This is a genomic window from Kitasatospora sp. NPDC024654 (assembly GCF_055559155.1).
In genome coordinates this window covers 1-7,303 of sequence record NZ_JBVHLF010000165.1, presented here as the reverse complement: position 1 = coordinate 7,303, position 7,303 = coordinate 1, and the positions used below count along the sequence as shown (strand labels likewise).

The window sequence follows — 7,303 nt, the reverse complement described above, 5'->3', positions numbered from 1 at the left end:
TGTTGCCGCTGCTGGCCGGGCGTGCGGACCGGGTGGGGGTTGCCGCGGTCAACGGGCCGTCGTCGGTGGTGCTTTCGGGTGCCGAGGACGCGGTGTTGGAGCTTGCGGAGCGGTTGGCGGCCGAGGGTCGTCGTACGAAGCGGTTGGCGGTGTCGCACGCGTTCCACTCACCGTTGATGGAGCCGATGCTGGCGGAGTTCCGCGAGGTCGCCGAGCGTGTCACCTTCGGTGTCCCGACGCTGCCGATCGTCTCCACGTTGACCGGACGGCCCGTCGCCGAAGGCGAGTTGGGCGACCCGGAGTACTGGGTGCGTCACGTCCGCCACGCGGTCCGGTTCGCCGACGCGGTCCGGGCGCTGGCGGCCGAGGGCGTGACGGCGTTCCTGGAGGTCGGCCCCGGCGGAGTGTTGACGGCGATGGCCCAGGAGACCCTGGCCGACTCGGATGCCGTCGCGGTCCCGGCCCTGCGCGCCGACCGGGCCGAGGAGCTGGCGTTCACCGCCGCCCTGGCCCAGCTGCACGCACACGGTGTCGCCCTCGACTGGGAGGCGGTCTTCGCCGGTCGCGGCGCCCGGCGCGTCGACCTGCCCACCTACGCCTTCCAGCGCCAGCGCTTCTGGCTGGAGTCGAGCCGGCCGACCGGCGATGTCGCCTCGGCAGGACTGACGGCGGCGGACCACCCCCTGCTCGGTGCCGCGCTCGCGCTGGCCGGTGGTGAAGGTGCGCTCCTGACCGGGCGGTTGTCGCTCTCCGCGCAGCCCTGGCTGGCGGAGCACGTGGTGATGGGCGCGGTGCTGCTGCCGGGTACCGCACTGGTGGATCTGGCGCTGCGGGCGGCCGACGAGGTGGGCTGTGACCTCCTGGACGAGTTGACCCTCCAGGCGCCGCTCGTTCTGCCCGAGCAGGGCGCGATCCAGTTGCAGATCGCGGTGGGCGGCGCCGACGAGTCCGGCCGCCGCACGGTGAACGTGTACTCGCGCCCGGAGTCGGGCGACGGCGTCGAGTCCTGGATCTGCCACGCGACTGGAGCGGTGTCACCGGGACGGACGGAGACGTTCGACCTCGCGTCCTGGCCGCCGGTCGCTGCCGAGGTGGTGGGGGCCGAGGGTTACTACGAGCGGTTGGCGGAGCTCGGGTTCGGTTACGGTCCGGTGTTCCGGGGGCTGCGCGGGTTGTGGCGGCGGGGTCAGGAGGTGTTCGCCGAGGTCGCGTTGCCGGAGGGTACGGAGGTCGGCGGGTTCGGTGTGCATCCGGCGCTGCTGGACGCGGCGTTGCACGCGGTCGGTCTGGGTGGGCTGTTGCCCGACACCGGGCAGGGGCGGATCCCGTTCTCCTGGAGCGGGGTCCGGCTGTCCGCGACCGGTGCGAGCGCCCTGCGGGTGCGGCTGGCCCCGGCCGGCCCGGACGCCGTCTCCCTGCTGGTCGCCGACGGCACCGGCCACCCCGTCGCCGCGATCGACTCCCTTGTTCTGCGCCCAGTCTCCGCCGGGCAGTTGAGCCCCGCCCGCAGCGGACAGCAGGACTCGCTCTACCGCGTCGACTGGACGGTCCTGCCCGTCTCGCGACTGCCGATGGGCGAGTCGTGGGCCGTCATCGGTGACGACGACGGCCTGCGCGCCGCCGTCGAGGAGACCGGAGCGCGAGCCGCCTTCCACCCGGATCTGCCGAGTGTGCTGCGGCGGTCCGAGAGCGGTGAGCCACTGCCTGCCGTGGTCCTGGCGACCGTGGGCAGCCACATCGACAGCGACCATCCCACGGAGCACGCGCACCGCACCGTCCACCGGATGCTGGAGCTGTTGCAGCAGTGGCTGTCCGACGAGCGCCTCGCTGATTCCCGACTCGTGGTGCTGACCAGCAACTCGGTGGTCACGCGGGACGGCGACAAGGAGGTCGATCCGGCCCAGGCCGCGGTTCGGGGTCTGCTGCGGTCCGCGCAGTCGGAGCACCCGGGCCGGTTCGTCCTGGTCGATCTGGACCGGGACGCGGACTCGGTCCGCGCCCTGCCCGCCCTGCTCGACGCCGGTGAGGAGCAGTTCGCGGTGCGTGACGGTGAGGTGCTGGTGCCTCGCCTCGCACGGGTCGAGACGGCGGACGGAAGCCCCGCCGCCCCCGCCTTCGCCGAGGACGGCACGGTGCTGGTGACCGGTGCCTCGGGCACGCTGGGCCGTTTGGTGGCGCGGCACCTGGTGACGGAGCGCGGTGTGCGTCGGCTGCTGCTGGTGAGCCGCGGTGGTGGTCGTGCCGAGGGGATGACCGAGCTGGTGGCGGAGTTGACGGCCGCGGGTGCGTGCGTCGAGGTGGCGGCCTGTGATGTGGCGGATCGTGATGCGCTGGCGGTGTTGCTGACGGCCGTTCCGGCCGAGCACCCGCTGACGGGGGTCGTGCACGCGGCCGGCGTGGCGGACGACGCGATGATCGACTCGCTGACGCCGGAGCGCATCGACCGGGTGTTCCGTCCGAAGGTTGACGCGGCGCTGCATCTGGACGAGCTGACCCGGGACTTGGAGCTGTCGGCGTTCGTGCTCTTCTCCTCCGCGGCCGGTGTGTTCGGCAGCGCGGGGCAGGGCAACTACGCTGCGGCGAACGCCTTCCTTGACGCGCTCGCGCAGCAGCGCCGGGCGGCCGGTCTGCCGGCGGTCTCGATGGCCTGGGGCCTGTGGGCCGAAGGCAGCGGGATCACCGGCAGGATGAACGACGCCGACCGCGGCCGGATGGTCCGCAGCGGAGTCCTGCCGCTGTCCACCGAGGAGGGGCTGGCGCTCTTCGACACCGCGTCCGACCGTCCTGAGACGACCGTCGTGCCGGTGCGACTCGACCTGGCGGGCCTGCGGGCCCGGGCTGCGACAGGCTCGCTCCCCGCGCTCCTGCGGGGCCTGGTACGGGTGCCGACCCGGCGCGCCACCGCGAGTGCGGCGACGGTCGAGGCACCCACGCTGTCCGCTCGGCTGACCGGTCTGACCGAGGCCGAGCAGCGCAAGCTGCTGCTGGACCTGGTCTGCGAGCACGTGGCGGCGGTCCTCGGCCTCGCCTCGCCCAGCGTGGTGCGCCCTGGACGGGCGCTGCGCGAGCTCGGGTTCGACTCGCTGACCGCGGTCGAGCTGCGCAACCGCCTGGCCGCGGCCAGCGGGCTGCGGCTACCGCCCACGCTGATCTTCGACTATCCGACGCCCAGCGAACTCGCCGAGCACCTGCGGGCCGAGACCGCTCCGGCGGTGCAGGGCGTCAGCGCACTGCTCGCGGAGCTCGACGGGCTGGAGGCGGCGCTGCGCACGGCGGCACCGGACGACGACGGCCGCGATGCCGTCGCGTCGCGACTGCGGGCCCTGACGGCGCTGTGGGTGAACTCCACGCCCGGCTCGCCGTCCGCGTCGGAGGAACCGAAGGCCAGTTTCGCCGACGAGCTCAGCGTCGCGACCGACGACGAGATGTACGAGTTCCTCGGCAAGGAATTCGGTATCTCCTGACCCCTGAGAGTTGGCGGAAAACTCTCGTCCCCCCAACGAATCTGCCGGATTTCGGCTCCATGAGATCTCTGCAAGAGGATGGCCTCAGGTGAACAACGAGGAAAAGCTTCGCTACTTCCTCCGGCGAGTGACGGCGGACCTGCACGAGGCCCGCGAGCGGCTACAGAAGATGGACGACGCCCAGCAGGAGCCGATCGCGATCGTGGCGATGAGCTGCCGCTTTCCGGGCGGCGTCAAGTCGCCGGAGGACCTCTGGCGACTGCTGCTGGACGGCGGGGACGCGATCTCGGAATTCCCCGCCGACCGTGGCTGGGACCTGGACGCGCTCTACGACCCCGACCCCGACACGCGCGGCACAAGCCACGTGCGGGAGGGCGGATTCCTCGACGGGATCGATCTCTTCGACGCCGGACTCTTCGAGATCTCGCCCCGCGAGGCCCTCACCATGGACCCTCAGCAGCGCATTCTGCTGGAATCCTGCTGGGAGACCTTCGAGCGGGCGGGGATCGACCCGACCTCGCTTCGTGGCAGCCGAACCGGCGTGTTCGCCGGCGTCATGTACCACGACCACTCGGCCGTTCTCCAGCAGGCGGTGGAGGACGTCGAGGGCTACATCGGTACGGGCAGCGCGGCCAGTGTCGTCTCCGGCCGGGTGGCTTACACCTTCGGTCTGGAGGGGCCGGCGGTGACGGTGGACACCGCGTGCTCCTCCTCACTGGTGGCCCTGCACCTGGCGGTGCAGGCGCTGCGGCAGGGCGAGTGCTCGCTGGCGCTGGCTGGCGGGGTCACCGCGATGCTCAACCCCACCTCGTTCGTGGACTTCAGCCGGCAGCGCGGGCTGGCGGCCGACGGTCGCTGCAAGCCGTTCGCCGCTGCCGCGGACGGGACCGGATGGGCCGAGGGCGTCGGCATGCTGCTGGTGGAGCGGCTGTCGGACGCGGAGCGCAACGGGCACCCGGTGCTGGCGGTGGTGCGGGGTTCGGCGGTGAACCAGGATGGTGCGTCGAACGGTCTGACGGCGCCGAACGGGCCGTCCCAACAGCGGGTGATCCGGCAGGCGTTGGCGAGTGCGGGGCTCTCCCCGGCGGATGTCGACGTGGTGGAGGCGCACGGGACCGGGACAACGTTGGGTGACCCGATCGAGGCGCAGGCGTTGCTGGCGACCTACGGGCAGGGCCGGTCGGAGGACCGGCCGCTCTGGCTGGGCTCGTTGAAGTCGAACATCGGGCACACCCAGGCCGCGGCGGGGGTGGGCGGCGTCATCAAGATGGTGCAGGCCCTCCGGCACGGCATGCTGCCGAAGACGCTGCACGTGGACCGGCCCACGCCGCACGTGGACTGGTCCGCCGGATCGGTGGAGCTGTTGACCGAGCCGGTGGCCTGGCCGGAGGGTGACCGCCCGCGCCGCGCCGCCGTGTCCTCCTTCGGCTTCAGCGGCACCAACGCGCACGTCATCATCGAGCAGGCGCCGGAGCCCGCCGAGGAGGCGGGCGCCGCCGAGCCCCAGCGGACCGCCGAGCCGCGGTCGCTGCCGCTGCCCGCCCTGCCGACACCCGTCCTCCTGGCGGCCAAGAGCCCCACCGCGCTGCGCGACCAGGCCGCGCGACTGCTCCACCACACGGAGGCCAACCCCGATCTCACGGTGGCGGAGATCGGCCTCTCCTCCGCGACGACGCGGGCCGCGCTCGACCACCGGGCGGCGATCGTCGCGGCGGACCGGGAAGCCCTGCGCGAGGCGCTCGGCGCGCTGGCACGGGACGAGTCCGCTGCGGGGGTGGTCACGGGGACGGTGGCTCCCCGGAGCATGGTCGCCCTGCTGTTCTCGGGGCAGGGGAGTCAGCGGTTGGGGATGGGGCGTGAGTTGTGTGCTTCGTTCCCGGTTTTCACCAACGTCTTCGACGCGGTGTGTGTCGCGGTGGACGTTCACCTTGGGCGGTCGTTGCGTGAGGTGGTGTTCGGTGCGGATGCCGGGCTGTTGGAGCGGACGGAGTTCGCGCAGCCGGCGTTGTTCGCGGTGGAGGTGGCGCTGTTCCGGTTGGTGGAGTCGTGGGGTGTGCGGGCGGACTTCCTGGCGGGGCATTCGGTCGGTGAGTTGGCCGCCGCGCATGTGGCGGGGGTGTTCTCGCTGGCGGATGCCGCTGAACTCGTGGTGGCTCGTGGGCGGTTGATGCAGGCGTTGCCGTCGGGTGGGGTGATGGTGGCGGTGCGGGCCTCGGAGGGCGAGGTGTTGCCGCTGCTGGCCGGGCGTGCGGACCGGGTGGGGGTTGCCGCGGTCAACGGGCCGTCGTCGGTGGTGCTTTCGGGGGCCGAGGACGCGGTGGCCGAGGTCGTGGCGCTGTTGGCGGCCGAGGGTCGTCGTACGAAGCGGTTGGCGGTGTCGCACGCGTTCCATTCGCCGTTGATGGAGCCGATGCTGGCGGAGTTCCGCGCGGTGGCCGAGCGTGTCACCTTCGGTGCTCCGACGCTGCCGATCGTCTCCACGTTGACCGGACGGCTTGTCGCCGAGGGCGAGTTGGGCGACCCGGAGTACTGGGTGCGTCACGTCCGCCATGCCGTCCGTTTCGCCGACGCGGTGCAGGCGCTGGCGGCTGAGGGCGTGACGGCGTTCCTGGAGGCCGGCCCCGGTGGACTGACCGCGATGGCCCAGGAGACCCTGGCCGACTCGGATGCCGTCACCGTCCCGGCCCTGCGCGCCGACCGGGCCGAGGAGTTGGCGTTCACCACCGCCCTGGCCCAGCTGCACGCGCACGGTGTCGCCCTCGACTGGGAGGCGGTCTTCGCCGGTCGCGGTGCCCGGCGCGTCGACCTGCCGACCTACGCCTTCCAGCACGAGCGCTACTGGCTCGACACCCGCCCGGCCACCGGTGACCTCACCGGCTCGGGACTGTGGTCGGCGGATCACCCACTGCTGGGTGCCGCGGTCGCGCTGGCCGACGGTGACGGCGTGCTGCTGACCGGCCGGCTGTCGCTCGCCACGCACGCCTGGCTGGCGGACCACGTGGTGATGGGCGCGGTCCTGCTGCCGGGCACGGCGCTGGTGGAGCTGGCGATCCGGGCCGGCGACCAGGTGGGCTGTGACCGGGTCGAGGAACTGACTCTGGAAGCCCCGCTGATGCTGCCCGAGCAGGGCGGCATCCACCTCCAGGTCGTGGTGGACCCCGCCGACGAGTCCGGCCGTCGGACCCTTCGGCTGTACTCGCGGCCCGACGACGCCACGGCTGCCGCGCCGTGGACGTGCCATGCCACGGGTGTGCTCGCGACGGGTCCGCACGCGGAGTTCGAGCTGTCCGAGTGGCCCCCCTCCGGGGCGACCGAGGTCGACGTCGATGCGCTGTACGACCGCCTGGCCGGGCTGGGTCTGGAGTACGGCCCGGTGTTCCGGGGCGTGCGGGCCGGGTGGCGGCGCGGGGACGAGGTCTTCGCGGAGGTCGCGCTGCCCGAGGGCGTTCAGACCACGGGCTTCGGTGTGCATCCCGCGCTGCTGGACGCGGCTCTGCACGCCGTCGGTCTGGGCGACTTCGTCGAGGACCGCGACCAGGGGCGGATCCCGTTCTCGTGGAGTGGGGTGAGTGTGTCGGCTGCGGGTGCGGCCGCGCTGCGGGTGCGGTTGGTTCCGGCCGGCACGGACTCCGTCTCGCTGTCGGTCGCGGACGGGGAGGGGCGTCCGGTGGCCTCGGTGGACACCCTGGTCCTGCGCCCGGTGGCCGCCGAGCAGTTCACCGCCGCGCGCGACCAGCAGCGCGACTCGTTGTATCGGGTGGAGTGGGTGCCGCGGTCGGTGTCGGTTGGTGGTGTGGAGGTGGAGGTTTGTGAGGGTCTGGCGGGTGTGGGTGTTGGTG

1 protein-coding gene and 1 pseudogene are annotated in these 7,303 nt (G+C 72.6%); both read left to right on the top strand.

Translation table 11 applies throughout. From position 1 onward, the window contains the following. Positions 1-3,464, top strand: a 3,464-nt coding sequence (locus ACZ38L_RS37730; RefSeq protein ID WP_465702336.1) for a type I polyketide synthase, incomplete at its 5' end; no start/stop codon positions are given. 94 nt (positions 3,465-3,558) lie between these two features. Further along, a pseudogene (locus ACZ38L_RS37725) lies at positions 3,559-7,303 on the top strand (type I polyketide synthase); the annotation flags it as partial.